At 48.9% G+C, this 2,311-nt stretch carries 2 protein-coding genes; both read left to right on the plus strand.

Annotated elements, in window-relative coordinates:
• Positions 1-96: 96 nt before the first annotated feature.
• On the plus strand, positions 97-1,962 hold the full coding sequence (locus EBR25_13200) for a 2-oxoacid:acceptor oxidoreductase subunit alpha (GenBank protein ID NBW41937.1): 1,866 nt from the start codon (positions 97-99) through the stop codon (positions 1,960-1,962).
• Positions 1,959-2,311 (plus strand): 2-oxoacid:ferredoxin oxidoreductase subunit beta (locus tag EBR25_13205; protein ID NBW41938.1); only part of this gene is annotated, 353 nt, incomplete at its 3' end. The genes EBR25_13200 and EBR25_13205, both read left to right, overlap by 4 nt.

The following is a 2,311-nucleotide window of genomic DNA, read 5'->3' on the forward strand; positions in this document are numbered from 1 at the left end:
TAAGTAACTTCCTGAAAATACAGTGCCTAGCATTGACACGTCCTTCCAGTATCCCTACCCTACAGGCTTGGTTTATTTCTTACTCAAGGGTCTCGCATGCCTCAGAACAAACAGTGTTCAGCCACAAAGCCTGATACGCTCTCCAGCGTAGCGATTCGATTTGCCGGCGACTCTGGTGACGGCATGCAGCTAACTGGCACCCGATTTACTGAAGAGACGGCTCGTCTTGGAAACGATCTCGCTACGAAGCCTGACTTTCCTGCTGAGATTCGGGCTCCTGCTGGGACTATCGGTGGAGTAAGTGCGTTCCAGATACACTTTGGCGACCAAGAGATATTCACTGCAGGAGATGAAGTAGATGTTCTCGTTGCGATGAATCCAGCGGCGTTAAAAGCGAATCTGCACGATCTCAAACCCAATGGCATGCTTATTTGTAATCGAGATGCTTTTCACGAAAAAAACCTCTCGAAGGTTCAACTGTCTGAGAATCCTCTTGAGAGTGAAGAGCTGAAAACCCGTTACCGACTCGTTGATGCCGACATCTCCACGCAAACACATCGAGCACTGGAAGAGATTCAACTTCCTAATAGTGCTAAAGAAAAGTGTAAAAACTTCTTTGCCCTGGGAATTGTTTGTCATGTCTTTACCCGAAAAGTAGAGGATACGCTTTCGTGGATAGAGCAAAAGTTCAAGGGAAAGGCAGAACTTATTGCTGCAAACAAAGAGGCGCTCTTTGCTGGGATGGCCTATGCAGAGGCCTCTGAAATCCTCACAACTCAGTTCGAAATTCAAAGTGCGCCCCAAAAAGCGGGCACCTATCGAAATCTCACCGGCAACCAGGGGATTGCCCTCGGATTAATTGCTGCCGCAGAAAAGAGTCAGCTTCCACTTTTTTATGGGAGTTATCCTATCACTCCAGCGAGTGATATTCTCCATGAGCTATCGAAATACAAAGAGTACGATGTAAGGACATTCCAGGCCGAGGATGAAATTGCAGCGTGTTGTTCAGCTATCGGAGCATCGTATGGTGGCTCTCTTGGAGTAACGGGATCCAGTGGGCCTGGAATCGCACTTAAGCAAGAGGCTATTGGACTGGCGGTATCAACTGAGCTCCCTCTTGTGGTTGTTGATGTCCAACGAGCTGGGCCATCTACTGGATTACCAACAAAGACGGAGCAAGCCGACCTGCTTCAGGTTCTGTATGGGCGCAATGGAGAATCACCTGTAGCAGTACTCGCAATATCCCAACCAGATGACGCGTTTGAGACAACGCTGGAGGCATGTCGAATTGCGATAGAACATATGACACCAGTTTTTCTCCTGAGCGATGGACACATTGGGACAGGCTCACAGCCGTGGAGTGTTCCTGAGGTTACCTCACTCCCGACGATACGACCCCCCTTCCCCCAAGGGAGTGACACGACAGAGTTCCTGCCTTATGCGCGTGATGAGAAACTGGTTCGTCCGTGGGCACTTCCCGGCACTGCTGGACTTGAACACAGAATCGGTGGGCTCGAAAAACAAGACAAAACAGGAAACATATCGTATGAGCCAGAAAATCATGAACTGATGGTACGACTACGTGCGGAGAAGGTTCAGCGCATTGCAGATTCACTACCACCAACAAGGGTTTTCGGAGACGAAGAGGGAGAGCTTCTCATTGTAGGATGGGGAAGTACGCGAGGAGCGATAGAAGGAGCCGTTACGGAACTACGGAGTGAAGGACGAAGGATTGGACATGTTCATCTTCGATACTTGAACCCGCTACCAAACGATCTTCCCGAAATTTTCAAACGGTATCAACGAGTTCTGGTACCGGAGCTAAACAGCGGCCAATTACGAAGTGTACTTCGATCCAAATACTTGCTGGATATTGAGGGGTATTCAAAGATACAGGGTCAACCGTTCAAGATTCGCGAAGTCCATGACTATGCAAACAACCTCATGAGAGAGGTGGTATGAGCCAAGAGAATCTCGTTACATTAACAAAAAAAGACTTTGAATCTGACCAGGAAGTACGGTGGTGTGCTGGTTGTGGAGACTACGCCATCCTGTCCGCAGTTCAAAAAGCCCTTGCCTCCACCGGGTTGCCTCGAGAAAATCACGTCTTCGTTTCTGGGATAGGATGTTCGAGTCGGTTCCCCTACTATATGAATACTTATGGATTTCATACCATCCATGGCAGGGCCCCAGCGATTGCAACCGGGCTGAAGATAAGTCGGCCAGAGCTCACGGTATGGTTAGTTACTGGAGACGGAGATGCCTTAAGTATCGGTGGGAACCATTTCATTCACCTATTACGCCGTAATGT

Source organism: bacterium (genome assembly GCA_009926305.1).
Lineage (GTDB): Bacteria > Bdellovibrionota_C > UBA2361 > UBA2361 > RFPC01 > RFPC01.